The sequence below is a fragment of the Phenylobacterium sp. genome, assembly GCF_004799395.1.
Taxonomy (GTDB): domain Bacteria; phylum Pseudomonadota; class Alphaproteobacteria; order Caulobacterales; family Caulobacteraceae; genus Phenylobacterium.
In genome coordinates this window covers 1-15,258 of sequence record NZ_SSMZ01000245.1, presented here as the reverse complement: position 1 = coordinate 15,258, position 15,258 = coordinate 1, and the positions used below count along the sequence as shown (strand labels likewise).

The window sequence follows — 15,258 nt, the reverse complement described above, 5'->3', positions numbered from 1 at the left end:
CGGGCTTGCCGTAGAGCTCGGTGATCTTGTCGGAGAAGGAGACCGTGGCGGTGTTGTAGACCCGGTCCTTGACCTGGAACGCATCCGGCTTGGCCGATTGGAACCCGGTCGTGCTCTCGGTGACCGGGATGTAGACCAGCTTCGTGCGCGGGCTGAAGGCCATCGGGTGCCAGTTGTGGGCTCCCAGCGGCGCCGGCTGGACGATGGCGGCCTTTTCGTCGGTGTAGCGGACGTCGGGGTTCTCGACCGGTCGGCCGGTCTTGAGGTCGATCTTCGATGCCCAGTTGGCCGGCGCGAACTTCTCCGCCGAGATGAGCTTACCCGTGGCGGCGTCCCAGACGTAGAAGAATCCGGTCTTTGGGGCCTGCATCAGCACATGGCGGAGCTTGCCCTTGATGGTCAGGTCCGCGGTCATCAGCGGATTGGTGACGTCGTAGTCCCATTCATCGCCCGGCACCTCCTGGAAGTGCCAGACGTGTTTGCCGGTCTCCGGCTTAACGGCGATGATCGAAGAGACGAACAGGTTGTCGCCGCCCTTGGGGCTGCGGACCTCCTGGCTCCAGGAGAGGCCGTTGCCGGTGCCGAAGTAGATCAGGTCGGTCTTGGGATCGTAGAGGATGGTGTCCCAGGCCGTGGCGCCGCCGCCGTATTTCCAGAAGTCACCGTCCCAGGTCTTGAGCGCCGCCTTCAGCTGCGGGGTGTTGGTCGGATCGCCGGGCGCGGCGGGCACGGTGTAGAAGCGCCACTTCAGCTTGCCGGTGGCTGCGTCATAGGCGGAGACGTAGCCGCGGCAGGTGTATTCGGCCCCGGCGTTGCCGATGATCACCATGCCGCGGACGATCCGAGGGACCTGGGTGATGGTATAGGGCTGCTTGGGATCGGTGGTCTGCACGGACCAGGCGACCTTGCCGGTCTTGGCGTCGAGCGCGATCAGGCGGCCGTCCAGGGCGCCCAAGTAGAGCTTGCCCTTCCAGGCGGCGACGCCGCGGTTGACCACGTCGCAGCAGGCCACCGCGCCGTTGGCGGGATCGACCTTGGGGTCGTAGTCCCAGAGCTTGGCCCCGGTCTTGGCGTCATAGGCCTTCACCTTGGACCAGGCGGTGGTGATGTAGAGCGCGCCGTCGACCACGACAGGCGTCGATTCCTGGCCACGCTCGGTGTCGACGTCGCCGTACCAGGCGAGGCCGAGCTTGGAGACATTGGCCTTGTTGATGCCGGTGAGCGGGCTGTAGCGCTGCTCGGAATAGGTGCGGCCGGCCGCCATCCAGCTCCCGGGTTCGCTGTCGGCGGCCAGCAGGCGGGCCGAGTCGACCGCGGCGCCGCCTTGCGGATGTGCGATGGCCTTCGCCTTCGCAGGCGCGTCAGCGCCGAAGGCGCTCGGACCTACGGCCATGGACAGCGCCACGGCGCCGGCGATCCAAGTCTTGAAGGCCCGCCCGACGGCGGTGCGAGTTTCTTGTTTTTGCATCTGCTTCGCTCCCCAGATTCGACTTGTCCCACCCGTCCGCGGCGGAGGCAAGGCGTGGGAGGGCGCTAGAACCCCACCGCCTGTCCGTCCTTCCGGTGGTCGGAACCGGCGCGGTAGACGCGGGGCTTGGCCGACCCTGGCGCCGCGTTGGGGTTCTGCACCAGGATCGACTGGAAGCCGCCCATGATGTCGCTGTTGGGCTTGTCGAGCTGGTGGCCCATGGCCGCCAGCTCCTTACCGACCAGGTCGTAGAGGCCGGGCTCCAGCACCAGGCGGTTGGCCACCTGGTTGTGGCGGAAGCGGGCCATGTCGGTAGCCATCTGCAGATTGGCGCCCAGGTCGAAGATGTTGACCAGGGCCTGGGCGTGGCCCTGGGCCTGCATGTCGCCGCCCATCAGCAGCACCGACATCAGGGGTTCGGACCCGTCCATGACGAAGCCGGCGGCGAGGGTGTTGTAGGGCCGCTTGCCGGGCGCGATGACGTTGGGCGACTTGGGGTCGAGGCTGAACAGGCCGCCGCGGTTGTGCAACACGAAGCCGTACCCTGGCACGCCCAGGCCGGAGCCGAAGTTCGAATAGTTGGAGTTCACCCAGGCGACCATGTTGCCCTGGTCGTCGGCAGTGGTCAGCACGATGGTGTCGCCGTTGGCCTCGGCGGCGCCGGGGCGGCCGGTGGCCGAGGCGTGGGCGGGATCGACCTTGCCGCAGAGCTCGCGGGCGTGGGCCTTTGAGAGCAGGCGCTCGGTCGGGACCTTGGCAAAGTGCGGGTCGGCGTTGAAGGCGATCAGGTCGGCGTAGGCCAGCTTCTTGGCCTCGACCATGAAGTGCCAGTAGCGCGAGCTGCGGGGGCCCAGGCTGGCCAGGGTCTCGCCGGGCGCCCAGGTGGGGACGCAGGCCTCCAGCACGTTCAGCATCTCCAGCGTCGCCCAGGATTGCGAGGGCGGCGGCAGTTCGTAGAGGTCGTGGCCGTGATAGGTCGTGCGGCTAAGCTCGACCCACTCGCCGGAATAGCGGGCGAGGTCGTCCATGGTCATGGTTCCGCCCTGGGCTGCAGACTTGGCGACGATCGCGCGGCCGATCTCGCCCTTGTAGAAGGCCGCCGGCCCCTGGGCCTGCAGCAGGCGGAAGGTCTTGGCGAGCCCGGGGTTCTTGAATACCTGCCCGGCCACGGGCTGGCGTCCCTCGGGATAGAAGATCGCCGCCGCATCCGGGTCGACAGCGGCGTCGGAGGGCTTGCCCGTCGCCGGCCAAACTTTCCGCAGCTCCCAGTCGTGGGCGATCCGCTGGCTGATCGGAAAGCCTTCTTCGGCGTAGCTCGCCGCTGGCTCCAGCACCTGTTTGAAGCCCATGGTCCCGAACCGCTTCAGCAGGGCGTCCCAGCCCCAGACGCTGCCCGGCACGGTGACCGGCAGGATGCCGCCCTGCGGCATGCCGGAGCCCGGACCCCAGTTGGCGAGATCGGCGCGGAAGCCCAGGGCGGCGAAGTGCTCCGGCGTCGCGCCCGAGGGCGCCATACCGCTGGCGTTCAGTGCGTAGAGCTTATGCTCCTTGGCGACATAGACGATAGCGAAGAGGTCGCCGCCCGGCCCGACGTTCATCGGTTCGACCAGGCTCAGCATGGCGGCCGTGGCGACCGCGGCGTCGACAGCGTTGCCGCCGGCCTTCAGCACCTGCAGCCCCGCCTGGGCGGCCAGGGGTTGGCTGGTGGAGACCATGCCGTGCCGCGCCATCACCTCGGCGCGCGACTGGGCGCCCCAGCCCTCGGCCCGGTCGCCACGCACCGCGGAACAGGCGGGCGCCTTGGCAGGACCTTCGCAGGTCGAAAGCGCCGGCGCCTCGGCGTGCGTCGCCGTGCAGAGGGCCGCGGCGCCCACGGCGAGGATCAGTCCCAGTCTGCGCATTGTGTTCCCCCGAACGCCCGCTCGAATGCCTAAGCCCGCAACCCTAGCTCCGGCTGGGCGGCGGCGGCCATGGCTTCTTCGGGCAAGTGGCATGTGAAGGTGGCGCCGGCGCCCGGCTCGCTCTCCAGAGCGACCCAGCCGCCGTGCAATTCGGTGAGCGCCTTGACCAGGGCCAGGCCCAGGCCGGGGCCGCCGCGCTCGCGGCCGATGAAGCGGTCGAAGATGTGCGCCTGGACGTGGAAAGGAATGCCGCGGCCGGTGTCGGTGACGCTGAGCTGCACCTCGCCCAGGCCCTTTCGGGCGCCCAGGGTGACGGTCCCGCCGGCCGGCGTCTGGCCCAGCGCATTCTCCACCAGATGGGTCAGGATCTGGCCCAAGCGGCGTGCGTCGCCACGGATCAGGCCGACCTCGGGCGGGCATTCGACGACGATGGCGACGTTGGCGGCCTCGGCCTCCGGCGCCCAGCGTTCGGCCTGGGCGGCCAGGAGGTCGGCGACGCGCACGTCCTCCAGGTCCAGCGCCATTTCGTCGGCGTCGATCTGGGCCATGTCGAGCACGTCGTCGATGGAGCGCGCGAGCTGGGTCGCCGCCTGCTTCACCGCCGCGGCGTGGCCGCGCCCGCGCTCGGAGAGGCCCTCGCCGGAGCGCTCCAGCAGTTCGGAATAGCCGATGATGGTGGTGAGCGGGGTGCGCAGTTCGTAGGAGACGTTGCCCACGAAGTCGCGCTTCAACCGCTCGGCGTCGGCGAGCGCCTGCTCCTTGGCCTCCAGCGCGCCCTCCAGCTTGCGCGCGTCGGTGACGTCGGTGAAAGCGATCAGGGTCGCCCCGTCCGGGAGGGGCCGCGACTGGTAGAGGACGATGCGGCTGTCGGAGGTCTTCACCTCGCCGGTGGTCGGCGCGCGGGCCTGGGGGTCGGGATCAGCGACGCGGCCCTTGAGCTCTGCCCAAAAGCTGCGGTCGTGCAGCTTGGGAATGCAGAGCTCGACCACACCCTCGAAGTCGCCGGCCGCCTCGACCTGGGCCGGGGTGACGTTCCAGAATCGAGCGAAGCTCTCGTTGTGCAGGCGCAGGCGCCCGTCGGAGCCGAACACGGTCACCGCGTCGGACAGCTTATCCAACGTCGCCTGCTGCACCTGGATCAGCGCATTGTACTGGCTGGTCAGCTTCAGCTCGCCTGTGATGTCGGAATAGAGCAGCAAGAGGCCGCCCATGGGGTGCGGCTGGCGCACGACCTTCAGGGTCCGGCCGTCGGGCAGGCTCCACATCTCGTCCGGGCCGGCGGCAAGCTGTTCGTAACGGTCGAGTTCTCCGGCTTTCCATTTGCCGTAATCGGCGGTCTCCGGCAGGCGGCGGCGCTGGCGCAGGCGGTCAAGCACCTCGGAGTGTGTTGGTTGTTCGGCGAGCCAAGCCGGCTCCAGGCCCCAGAGCTCGGCGAAGGCAGTGTTGTGGAACATCAACTTCTTGGCCTTGTCGAATACGGCCACGGCCTCGGCGATGTGGTTCAGGGTCTCGTCGTGCGCCTCGACGTTGCGCTTGAGGAGTTCGCGCAGGTCTTCCTGCTCGCTGACGTCTTCGGTCCAGACGCCGACGCCGCCGCCCTCAAGCGGCTGGGCGGCGATGTGGAAGGCGCGACGCTTGCCGGCGACTGTGGACCAGCGGACCGTGTCGCGGCGTTGGCCAAGGTTGGCGGCCTCGCTGGCCAGCGCATCGGCGGAGCGGTCGAAGGCCGCGCCGCGGGCGGCGGCCTCGTCGAGGCTTATGGCGTCGGCGGCCTTCAGCCAGGCGGCGTTGACCCAGACGGGCGAGCCGTCGGCGGCGGCGATCCAGGCCGGCGTCGGCCGGGCGTTAATGAAGGCCGCGAAGCGCGGCGCGGTAGGCAGGCCGGCGTCGTCCGCGGTGGCCGAAGACAGGCGCAGCCAGGCGAGCGCGCCGGCGGCGCGGCCCTCGACGGCCACCAGGCCGTCTTCGCCCTGCACCTCGAAGGCGCAGGCTTCGCCGCGTTCGAAGAGGGCGCGCAGGCGGCGCGCGTGGTCGGGGTCGGCGCGCATCAGGGCGTTGACGACACCCTGCGGATCGGGCTCGGAGAGGCCGAGGGCGGCGGCGCAGACGGCAAGAGATTCCTCGCCGGAGGCCAGCAGGGCGCGGCCGTCCTCCACGGCGAGCAGGGCTGAGTCGAACGCCTCGGCAGAGGCCTGGGCGGTCTCGGCGCGGGCTTCGAGGGCGGCCAGCTTCTGGGCGATGGCGGCGACACGGTCCTGCGCATGGCGGCGCTGGGCCAGCGCCCACAGCACCGCGCAGATGGCCAGCGACACCGCGCCCGCCGCGGCGGCCAGAATCAGTTGATGGGAGCTCATCCCTTTTGCGCTTCGGCCCCGCTCCGGCGAATCAGCTCTTTGCACCCTAGGCCGCGCGGAGGTTCGCCGCATCCGCGCCGCACGCGTTAGGATAGGCTAGTTTCACGTGATCGGTGACATGACGGCTATCCTCTATCCCGTGGCGGCGAACGCCGAGAAGGCCATGGCCTCACCGCTGGGCCATGCGGCGCGCGAGCGCGGGGCGCTGGGTGTCGCCGGCGAGGCGGTCGTTTTCACCACCGATCCCACCGGTCCGGCCTTCGCCACGCGGGAGGCGGCGGCCGAGGCCTATGGCGCCTTGCTCGACGAGCCCTGGCGCAAGCTGACCGAACAGATCCTCCCGGGCCAGAAGGTCGGGCACGCCGAGCCGGCCATGGCCGACGGGCGCCGCTGGTCTCCGCCGAGCGACGCCGCGCCGCGCACCGCCTGGCGGCTGATGGTCTCCTACTGGCGGATCGCCACCGCCGAGCGGCCGATCGAGACGCCGCAGGCCCGGCGGGCGCGGCGCGAGCGCCAGGCTTTGGATTCCGAGACCGTGCGCGCCATGGCTCGCCAGCCGCTCAGGCCCATCGAGCCGCAGCAGCCCCTGGACATCGGCCTCTTCGAGACCCGCCTGCCCGAGGCGCCGCATATCGTGGTCCCCGATGAGTGAGACGCACACTCCATTCGGCAAGGCGCCGTCGCTGGACGACCTGGCGGCGATGGCGGAGGCGGCCTTTCTGACCCTGCCAGGGGGGTTTCGGAAGCTGACCGGCGACGTGGTCTTCCGGATCGACGACTTCCCGTCCGACGATGTGCTGGACGACCTCGGCATTGAGGACGCCTTCGGCTTGACCGGCCTCTACCAGGGGGTCGACATCGGTCACCGCAACAGCTTCGGTCCGGCGGCCGGGCCCTCGATGATCTTGCTCTACCGCCGCCCGATACTCGACGAATGGGCCGAGCACGGCGAGATCACCCTGGAGGAACTGGTCACCCACGTCCTGGTCCACGAGATCGGCCACCACATGGGCCTGTCGGACGCGGATATCGACGCGATCGAGGCGAGCGTGGGGTGACGCTGCTGGGCGCGCGCCGGCGCGGCGCCCCTAGCCAAACCCGTGGTCTGGGACAATCTCCACCGGGACACCCATCCAGCGTCTGGGGAGGCTGTAGTGGTTGTCGGGCTGGCTCAGGAACGATCTGTCTTCGATCAGAACACGCCACTCGGCGGGCGTGAAGTGTAGCGCGACGGACCCGTCGTCCTGACGCTCGCGGCGGAAATCGGAAACCAGGTCCGGCATGGCGTGTCTCCATCTGAGGCCGGCCCGAGGTTCGCGCCGGAAGGCGTCCGCAGTGGGGCCGATTGTTCATTGCTCGGCGGCGAGGGTTTCCGCCAAGAGACAGGATGGGGCGCGCCCGTGGCCCGATCCGCCCTCTAGGCGCCACAGCCGCACCCATCGCGGCGATGATGGGGCAAGCGTTGCGTTTGGACGGCTGACGCCCTCTGCGATGCTGCGCCGCAACAATTTTTCGTCCCGCCGTCACCCCAGGGACCATCTCCCGCCACGCCGAGGACGGAGAAGGACATCGCATCCCGGCTTCCTCCCCCTCTGCCGGGCATGACGCTTCAACTGGCCCTCCCTCTCCCGAGGGAGGGTCTTTTTTGCCGTGGGCGCGAGCCGTCGGATGCCGCCGGCCGAGATCGGACGAAAATGCGGCGCTGCAACAACAAAGATGCTGCGCTGCAACAATATTTTAGTTCGTCGTCACCGGAGCGGCCCGCTCCCGCCGCGCTGGAGGCGGACAAGGAGGGTAGGCGACAGCCTCATCCAAAGGAGCCACGTCATGAAACACTACAACATCGCCGAGTTCGAAACCTACCGGCCCGCCTCGAACGACAATACGGACGGCAGGTCCACGCGCCAGCCCCGGCTGCTGAAGTCGGCGGCCATACTGCTGGCGCTCTCCTTTCTGATCGTCGCGGCGTTGCGGTTCACCCACATGAGCGACCAGACGCTGGGAGATGAAATCGCCTGGTTCGCGGGCCTTTTCTTCCTGGGATGCACCTGCCTGTCGCTGATGGCGACGCCTCGGGGCCTGAAGGGCCACTGGGCCGAAGTCTGGTCCGGTCGCGCCTTCCTGGCTGGCGTTGCGATCCTAGGCGCCTCCACGCTGGTGATCGGCGTCGACCTGCACTGATCCCGCCCATCGGAGCGACGTAGTAGGACCCTTCCCGGCCCGCCGGGGAGGGTCATCGCGTGCGGAACAGGAACATTCGCCGGCCACCGTTCGGCGTGGTCCGGTCCAAGCCGTGCGGTCCGGGAGGTCAGCCCTGGGCGGTGAGCCGCGGCGCCGGACTGCGGCTGACCGCGGCGTCGAAGACGTATCCCCGGCCGCGGACCGTACGGATCACTTCGTTCGGCACGTTGTCATTCAGCTTCCGCCGCAGTCGGCTGATCTGCACGTCCACGGCGCGATCGAAGACGTCGGCGTCGAGGCCCTTGGATTTCTCGATCAACTCGTCGCGGGAGAGGATCCGCCTCGGGTCGGTCAGGAACGCCAGCAACAGGGCGAATTCGCCCGCGCTCAACATGATGACCACCCCGCTCGGGGAACGAAGCAGGCGCCGGGTGGAGTCCAGGGTGAAGCCGAGAAATCCATAGTCGGCGTGACCGGGCTGCGTCTGGTCCGCTGTGTCGCTGCGACGACGCAGGACGGCGCGGACGCGGGCCAGCAGTTCGCGGGGCCGGCAGGGCTTGGCTAGGTAGTCGTCGGCGCCCAGCTCGAGCCCCACGATCCGATCCACCTCCTCGCCCACCGCGCTCAGCATGATGATCGGGGGTCCGCCATACTCGGAGAGGCGGCGGCATATCGACAGGCCGTCTTCGCCGGGCAGCATGACGTCGAGCACCACGAGATCGCAGTCCGCGGCCGCCAGCGCCTGGTCCATCTCCGGCGCATCGCGAGCGACGCGCACTTCATAGCCCTCTGCCGCGAGGTAGTCGGCGATACAGGACCGCAGTCCGTCGTCGTCATCGACAACGAGGATTTGGGGCGATCCCTGAGGATTGGCTTGGGGCTGCACGACCGGAATCTGCACCCCAAATGGGACCGCAGCTTGACCGCATTGTTTCGCCGCGCTTCAGGCATCTCGGATGCCAGACAAACCTGACGCCTGCGTCATTTTCATTGACTGATCGGCGTTCAGGTGGTTGGCTCAGCGCCAACGCCAGACGGGCCCCTCGCGCCCGCGCCCCAGGAGCAGACGCCATGGCCGCCGACGGCAACATCACCAAGGACATCATCTACGACGCCGTCGCGCCGGACGACTTCGAGTCTATGCTGGAGCTGGACCGCTACAACGCCCGCTCGACGGCCTTCGACAAGATCATCTCAGCGACCCACGACCACTTCTGGGATCCGCTGGACGCCAAGTACATCGACTTCTCCGAGCCGTTCGACATGGAAAACACCATGATCCTGCCGGAGAAGATGATCGGGCCGCTGCAACTCGACTACGTCAACGAGATCCTCGGCACCGAGAAGCGCCGCATCGCCTTCGCCAATGCCCAGACGCTCAGGACCTTCTCCTCGATCCTGCACGGTGAGCAGGGCGCGCTGAACCTGTCGGCCAGCCTCTGCCACGTTCTCAAGGACCAGGGCGCCCAGGAATACGCCGCCAACCAGACCCGCGAAGAGGCCCGCCACGTCACCGCCTTCGCCAAGTACATCAAGGCGCGCTGGGGTCGGCCGGTGGAATGCGGCCCGATCCTGAAAGACCTCTTGGTCGAGATCATCGCCGCACCGGAGGTCTACAAGAAGATCATCGGCATGCAGATGCTTGTGGAAGGCCTGGCCATGGGCGCCTTCGCGACGATTTTCAACGAGACCGCTGACCCCTTGGCCAAGAAACTGACCCAACTGGTGATGACCGACGAGGCCTTCCACCACAAGTTCGGGAAGATCTGGGCCGACCGCACCATCCCGCACCTCACCGAGGCCGAGCACGAGGTCATCGAGATGTGGGCGGCGCACTGCTTCCAGACGCTGCTGTTCAACCTGGTGGCCCCGACCCAGAATCTCGGGCTCTACGAGGAATTCGGCCTCGACCCGGATCGGGTGATCGAGGAGATGGGGAAGCTGGTCAACGACGAAACCCGCCGTGAGGAGATGAAGGAAGCCACCAACATCTTCCGGGTGCTGGTGAAGACCCTCGTCAACGCCGGCATCATCACCGACCGCACCAAGGGCTTCTATTCGATGTACGTCGACATCGACGAGCTGAAGTCCGAAGGCGACAAGATGGTCGGCGACGACATCGCCGAGGAGGGCATCAAGTACCTCCAGGAGATCAACTTCAAGGACCGCGCGCTGGCGAAGATCCTGATCGCCGCCGAATAGGCGCGAACCGCGATCCGAGAGCACGAGGACGCCCGTCGGGATTGCCCCCGGCGGGCGTAGTGCTGTCTGGACCACCGTCCGTCCCTGATCGCCCGCAGTTCGTCACCCGGCGCGGCGCGGTCCCTGCGCCGCCGCCGGTCATCCCCGGCCGGTTGCCGCCGCCCGAGGTCTGATGGATTGCTTCGGGCAAGGGGCTGGCGCGTCATCTCATGGGCCGTCGCCGCGAACGAATTCGAAGGAAAGCGCCATGCTGAGACGAGATCTACTCAAGGGGGCCGCGGCCCTGCCGATGGCCGCCGCCGGTCTGGGGCCGTGGGCGACGGCGCGGCGTCGCGTGCGGCCCGGTGACACGCATGGCCCAGCGAGGTTCAGTGGGCGGACCTCGGCCGTGCGGTCGGCGGCCGGCTGACCAAGGTCGCCTCGCCCTTGGCGGCGGCGGCGAAGGCCCCTGACGCGCCTGCCACGGCGGAGCTGTTCCGCAACCTGCGCAACCCGTTCTTCATCGGCGAGAACGCGGCCCTGACCCAGGCTCTCGGCTGGACCGACGCCTGGACCACTAAGCCCAGCGAATACGCCGCCGCCGCCGAGAGCGCCGCCGATGTCGCTGCCGCCGTCTCCGAAACCGACTACTTCCAGCCCGACTGGCAAACCGCCTTCTGGGGCGAGCACTATGCACGGCTGGCGGCAATCAAGCGGCGTTATGATCCCGACGGCCTGTTCTTCGTGCATCACAGCGTGGGCTCGGAAGCGTGGAATCCGGACGGCTTCACGACGATCGCCTAGCCGCCCGGAGCGGACGGGCGACCCGGGCAAGCCTGCGGAAGGCCAGGACCGCCACGGGAGTGAAGACGGCGAGCGCGATCAGGGCCGGGACGAACATCAGGTCGTGAAAGCCCATGCCGTGGCGGACCTGATCGTGCGGCCAAAGCACGGTGAAGCCCAGGACGTCGCCCAAGCTGTGGACCACCATCACCGCGTAGAGCGAGTTGGTCAGGTACCCCACCAGAGCGAAGACTAGGCCGGCGGCGAAGTAGAGGCCGAGCTTCACCGGGTCGATCCCTTGGGTGAAATGGACGGCGGCGAACAGCAGGGTCGAGCCCACGATGGCCGCCGGCGCATGGCCCCAGGCCCTTTGCAGGATGCCCATGGCGTAGCCGCGGAAGGCGGCTTCCTCGCTGAGCGGGGCGGCGAGTGCGCCCATCACCAGGAATGAGATGGCTGTGGGCAACGGGATGTGGCTGAGCGTCGGCTGCACTCCGGCCGGGATGTGGATCAGGTCGGCCGCGGTGATCCAGAGGCCGCCGAAGGCCACCAGGCCGAGGACCCCTGCGCCGACGGCCAGGAAGAAGGTGGGCCACGGCATGCGGTTCCAGCGCAGCAGCTCGCGGCGCCGTTGGCTGGTTCCGGTCGGCCAACCGCGGCCGGAGAGGTAAGCCAGCAGGCCCGCCAGCAGCACGGCCATGGCCGGCGCGGCCCAGGGGATTTCCGGATGGAACCTGATGTTGGCCATGACAAGCGGCTGCCAGAGCCCCTGGCCGTAGGCGACGATGGCGACACTGATGAGCGCGGCGAGACCGAAGGCGGCGGCCCCTTGGATCTTCGTGGCGATTTGCTTGGTGGTGGTCATGGGACCCTCCCTGGTTTCAATGGGAGGACCTTCGGCTTGGGCGTCCGCGATGTGTTTGTCGCCGCCTGACGGAAACCTTGGGATTTCCTTGGCGACCTAGCGGACCAGACGCACCTTTTCCATCAGGCGCGGCCAGCGCGGGTCGTCGCGAAGCGGGTCGCAGTAGGGCAGCCAGGGCAGGAAGACGAGATAGGGATCGTCGATCTCCGCGGCGGACTGCAGGGCGGCGAAAGCCGCGTCCGGCTGGCCGGCGGCGGCGCGCAGGAAGGCCACGTCGGTGAGCCGGGGCGTGAACATCACTTTCTGGGTCTCGAAGAGGTCGGCGCCGGCGGCGGCGAGCGCCGGAAAGCCACCTTCGGCCGCGGGCCGGCGCAGGGCGTCCAGCGCCGGCTTGTCGACGCCCCACAGCTCCAGGCCCTTGAGCAGGGCCTCGATGCCGGCCGCTTGGTCGCCAGACAGCACCAGGGCCCAGCCCTTGGCGTACCATCCCTCGCTGGAGAGCGGGCTCAAGGCCAGGGCCTCGTTGGCCGCCGCGATGGCCTGGCGGTAGCGGCGCGCGGCGAGCAGGACCTGTAGGAGGGCGCCACGCGCGGCCAGCGACACCGGTTCCAGCTCGACGGCCCGCCGACCCTCCCGCTCCGCCTCAACGAACTGGCCCAGGGCGGCGAAGCCGAAGGCCCGGTGGCGCCGCGCCGAGGCGTGGTCAGGATCGATCGCCAACGCCCGGCGCAACGCCTGGTCGGCGGCGGCGAAGTCACGGTCGCCCATCAGGACCGTCAGCCCAAGCACCGACCATGCCGCGGCGAGGTCGGGGTCGAGGCCCACGGCGGCGTGGGCGGCGGCCTGAGCCGCGGCCATGAGCCCACCGCCGGCGCCGGCCAGATGCTGGGCGGCGAGCGACTGGGCCACGCCCACATGCGCCGGCGCCCAGCTCGGCGACTCGCGCACGGCGGCCTCAAAATAAAGCCGCGCCTGGGCGAGGCTGGCCGGGTAGGGCGCGGCCAGCGCCGCGCGACCCTGGGCGGCCAGGGCGGCGGCCTTCGCCGGGGCCTCGGTCTCAGCGCGGGCGGCGGCTTGCGACGGGGCCTCGGCCATCACCAGCCGATAGCCGCGCTTCGGGAGGGTCTCGATGTAGCGGCGCGCCGGTGTTTCCCCCAAGGCGCTGCGCAGGCGGCTGACTGCGGCGGCCAGGGTGTCGTCGCCCACCGCGCGGCCGCCCCAGACCCCGTCGATAATCTCCTGCTTGCCGAGCACCCGGCCGGGGGAGCCCGCGAACAGCAGGAGCAGGTCCATGAGCCTGGGCTCGACGCGGGTCTCCGCGCCGCCGTCCAGCGCCGCCAGCACCCCCCGTGCGGGCTCCACGCGCCAGTCGCCGAACTCGAAGGGCTGCTCGCTCAGGGCCTGCGGGCTCATGGACGCGATAGTGCGGGCGAACGCCGGTTGACGCCAAGGTCAATTCCGCGCGCGTGTGACGCGTCTCAGACCTCTGGCGCGGCTGTGGTGCGGTGGAGCGCCGTGGCCACGGCCAATCCGGCGGCCTGCAGGACCACCGCCAGGATCAGAACGCCGTGGATGTTGCGCTCGCTGACCGCCAGGGCGGCCAGCAGCGGCCCGAAGGCGCCGGCGAGCAGTTGGACCGCCCCGCTCTGCATGGCGGCCCGGCGGGAGGGATCGGCCTCGATAGTCATCGGCACCAGGAAGGGCCCGGCGACGAAGGTCGCGAGGCCGGCGAGGCCGCTCATCGTCACGAACAGCCAGGCCGGGGCGTGGACGGCGTAGACGCCCCAGGTGGCCAGGAAGACGGCGGCGCAGACCCAGAACACGTGGATGTAGCGGACGCGTCCCGCGATGGCGGTGGCCAGAGCGCCGCCGGCCATCTGGCAAGCCAGGGCGACCGAAACGGATGTCCGTCCCACCGCCACGCTGAGACCAGCCTGCCGGCCGAGCGGGATGACATAGATCGCCACGGCGGTGAGGGACGCGGCCATGAACAGGGTCCCGGCCAGCGCGATCCAGCCGCGCAGCGGCGGCGCGCCGGACCCCTCCGCGTCGGCCCCCGCGACGGCACCCAGGCGGCTGGGCAGGAACAGAGCCACCGGCAGCGCCAGGGCCGCCGCCGCCGCGACGACCAAATAGCCGCCGTTCGCGCCGAAGCGCGGCAGCACCAGCGCCGAGAGCCCCGTCGCCACCGCGAGCTGCGTCAGGCCCATGCCGGTGAACAACACCGCGGCCCAGCGTTCCGGCGTGGCGGTGCGCGAGATGAAGCCGATGGAAATCCACAACAGGACCCCCTCGGGCAGGCCGGCGAGCGCGCGAACCGCCATCACGCCGGGCCCGCTCACCCCCAGGGTAGCCAAGTCCAGGGCGACGAGGACGACGGTGGCGACCAGGGCGATTGCACGCAGTCGAACCGGCTTCAGCAGGATCCCGGCTGCGCCGGTCACGAGGCCGGTGCTCAGCGCCTCCAGCATGGCGCTGAGGCCGATGCCAGAGGCGGACAGCCGGCCCTCCTCGGCCAACGCCGCCAGCAACAGGCCCATCAGGCCCGAGATCAGCAGCGCCAGCACGCCGAGGGCGATGCAGGCCGCAGCCTCGGTGGGCGTGAAGGGCAGGCCCGCGACCTCGTCCACGTCGGGCTCCAGGAGATGGCCGGTCGGCCGATCGGCTGCGGCGGGTGACGTGGATCGCGGCCGAAGGCTCATGGCGTTTGGTCTCAGGAGAAGGTCGCGCAAGATCGCGCGGTTTTGACGAAGGCGCCTAGTTCCAATCGCCCGCCGAGGACGGTTTCCTTTGACGCGCGGCCGCCTCGGGGCGATCCTTCAGTGAACGCTGATCAGGCTCGCGGAAGACGGGCCGTCTTGGGAGCGAGGCTATGGCCGACGGCAACATCACCAAGGACGCCATGTACGGAGCGGTGGCTCCGGACGACTTCGAATCCATGCTGACGCTGGATCGTTACAACGAGCGCTCCACGGCCTTCGACAAGATCATCTCTGCCACCCACGACCACTTCTGGGACCCGCTGGACAAGCGCTACATCGACTTCGACGAGCCCTTCGACCTCGAGAACGAGGCCATGGTGCCGGACGAACAGCAGCCGCTCCTGCGCCTGCCCTACGTCGCCGAGGCGCTGGGGGATCCCAAGCAGAAGATCGCCTTCATCAACTACATGCAGCTCAGAGGCTTCTCTTCGATCCTGCATGGCGAACAGGGCGCGCTGAACCTGTCGGCCAGCCTCTGCCATGTGCTCTACGACCAGGGCGCCCAGGAATATGCGGCGAACCAGACGCGGGAGGAGGCGCGCCACGTCACCGCCTTCGCCAAATACATCAAAAGCCGCTGGGGCCGGCCCACCGAGTGCGGCGCGGCGCTGAAGACGCTGCTGGTGGAGATCATCGAGACGCCGGAGGTCTACAAGAAGATCGTCGGCATGCAGATGCTGGTGGAGGGCCTGGCCATGGGGGCCTTCGCCAACGGCTACCGCTACAATCGCGATCCGGTCGCCAAGAAGCTGTTCCAGCTGGT

The 15,258-nt window shown here is 69.1% G+C and carries 14 protein-coding genes; 6 read left to right on the top strand and 8 right to left on the bottom strand.

Annotation, left to right across the window (positions count from 1 at the left end):
* The 3 genes from E8A12_RS15690 to E8A12_RS15680 all read right to left on the bottom strand — a co-directional run.
* Window positions 1–1,468: PQQ-dependent dehydrogenase, methanol/ethanol family (locus E8A12_RS15690; RefSeq protein ID WP_293370471.1), on the bottom strand; the 1,468-nt coding region annotated here is incomplete at its 3' end.
* Window positions 1,469–1,533: 65 nt separating this feature from the next.
* A complete protein-coding gene (locus E8A12_RS15685; RefSeq protein ID WP_293370469.1) occupies window positions 1,534–3,369 on the bottom strand; it encodes a gamma-glutamyltransferase family protein in 1,836 nt (611 codons plus the stop codon).
* 29 nt (window positions 3,370–3,398) lie between these two features.
* The gene (locus tag E8A12_RS15680) at window positions 3,399–5,723 is read right to left on the bottom strand and encodes a PAS domain-containing sensor histidine kinase (RefSeq protein ID WP_293370467.1); all 2,325 of its coding nucleotides are present in this window, start codon (window positions 5,721–5,723) and stop codon (window positions 3,399–3,401) included.
* A gap of 118 nt (window positions 5,724–5,841) precedes the next feature.
* Between E8A12_RS15680 and E8A12_RS15675 the strand changes: the two genes are divergently transcribed.
* Both E8A12_RS15675 and E8A12_RS15670 read left to right on the top strand, forming a co-directional pair.
* Window positions 5,842–6,375: a hypothetical protein gene (locus E8A12_RS15675; protein WP_293370465.1), complete on the top strand. Its 534-nt coding sequence runs from the start codon at window positions 5,842–5,844 to the stop codon at window positions 6,373–6,375.
* A complete protein-coding gene (locus tag E8A12_RS15670; protein ID WP_293370463.1) occupies window positions 6,368–6,781 on the top strand; it encodes a metallopeptidase family protein in 414 nt (137 codons plus the stop codon). The genes E8A12_RS15675 and E8A12_RS15670 overlap by 8 nt, the downstream gene beginning before the upstream one ends.
* Window positions 6,782–6,811: 30 nt before the next feature.
* Here the strand turns inward: E8A12_RS15670 and E8A12_RS15665 are convergent, their stop codons facing one another.
* Window positions 6,812–7,006 carry a hypothetical protein gene (locus E8A12_RS15665; RefSeq protein ID WP_293370461.1) on the bottom strand — a complete coding sequence of 65 codons (195 nt, stop codon included), beginning with the start codon at window positions 7,004–7,006 and terminating at the stop codon, window positions 6,812–6,814.
* A gap of 544 nt (window positions 7,007–7,550) precedes the next feature.
* On the opposite strand from E8A12_RS15665, the gene E8A12_RS15660 reads away from it, so the two are divergent.
* On the top strand, window positions 7,551–7,904 hold the full coding sequence (locus E8A12_RS15660) for a hypothetical protein (RefSeq protein WP_293370459.1): 354 nt from the start codon (window positions 7,551–7,553) through the stop codon (window positions 7,902–7,904).
* 127 nt (window positions 7,905–8,031) lie between these two features.
* Here E8A12_RS15660 and E8A12_RS15655 read toward each other — a convergent pair whose 3' ends face one another.
* On the bottom strand, window positions 8,032–8,790 hold the full coding sequence (locus E8A12_RS15655; RefSeq protein WP_293370457.1) for a response regulator: 759 nt from the start codon (window positions 8,788–8,790) through the stop codon (window positions 8,032–8,034).
* A 185-nt stretch (window positions 8,791–8,975) separates the two neighbouring features.
* On the opposite strand from E8A12_RS15655, the gene E8A12_RS15650 reads away from it, so the two are divergent.
* Together E8A12_RS15650 and E8A12_RS15645 are read left to right on the top strand one after the other, a co-directional pair.
* The gene (locus tag E8A12_RS15650; RefSeq protein ID WP_293370455.1) at window positions 8,976–10,106 is read left to right on the top strand and encodes a ferritin-like domain-containing protein; all 1,131 of its coding nucleotides are present in this window, start codon (window positions 8,976–8,978) and stop codon (window positions 10,104–10,106) included.
* Window positions 10,107–10,532: 426 nt separating this feature from the next.
* Window positions 10,533–10,889 (top strand): BBE domain-containing protein, encoded by a 357-nt coding sequence (locus tag E8A12_RS15645; protein WP_293370453.1) that lies wholly within the window; start codon window positions 10,533–10,535, stop codon window positions 10,887–10,889.
* Here the strand turns inward: E8A12_RS15645 and E8A12_RS15640 are convergent.
* The 3 genes from E8A12_RS15640 to E8A12_RS15630 form a co-directional block, all read right to left on the bottom strand.
* On the bottom strand, window positions 10,873–11,733 hold the full coding sequence (locus E8A12_RS15640) for a CPBP family intramembrane glutamic endopeptidase (RefSeq protein ID WP_293370451.1): 861 nt from the start codon (window positions 11,731–11,733) through the stop codon (window positions 10,873–10,875). The genes E8A12_RS15645 and E8A12_RS15640 overlap by 17 nt on opposite strands.
* A 96-nt stretch (window positions 11,734–11,829) precedes the next feature.
* Entirely contained in the window at window positions 11,830–13,146 is a 1,317-nt protein-coding gene (locus E8A12_RS15635; RefSeq protein WP_293370449.1) for a winged helix-turn-helix domain-containing protein, read from the bottom strand.
* Between the two features lie 65 nt (window positions 13,147–13,211).
* Window positions 13,212–14,363: a hypothetical protein gene (locus E8A12_RS15630; protein ID WP_293370447.1), complete on the bottom strand. Its 1,152-nt coding sequence runs from the start codon at window positions 14,361–14,363 to the stop codon at window positions 13,212–13,214.
* Between the two features lie 242 nt (window positions 14,364–14,605).
* Between E8A12_RS15630 and E8A12_RS15625 the strand changes: the two genes are divergently transcribed.
* The coding region (locus E8A12_RS15625; protein WP_293370445.1) for a ferritin-like domain-containing protein at window positions 14,606–15,258 on the top strand (653 nt) is incomplete at its 3' end.